The organism is Bradyrhizobium sp. Crot121 (assembly GCF_059512385.1).
On the sequence record NZ_JCAMOR010000591.1, the window covers coordinates 1 to 227 of the forward strand.

Here is a 227-nt window from a genome sequence, read left to right on the forward strand (position 1 = left end):
CTGATCTCGCTCTTTTGCATCCTGAGTTGGCGGGTCTTCTGGATGACGATGCTCAACCGTTCCGCCCCAGACGCACCGCCAACCCTCGCGTTGCCTGCGACTGAAATCGGCGTGCTCGATCGCCTCGTCAACGACAAACCAAAAGCGAGACAGAAAACGCTCTCGCACTATCTGATCAAGATCGCCCGGCTCGGCGGTTATCTCGCCCGCGCCAGCGATCCGCCGCC

The 227-nt window shown here is 60.8% G+C and carries 1 pseudogene; it reads left to right on the forward strand.

What is annotated here, in order from left to right:
- Positions 1 to 42 precede the first annotated feature (42 nt).
- A pseudogene (locus tag AC5ZGW_RS48005) lies at positions 43 to 227 on the forward strand (IS4 family transposase); the annotation flags it as partial.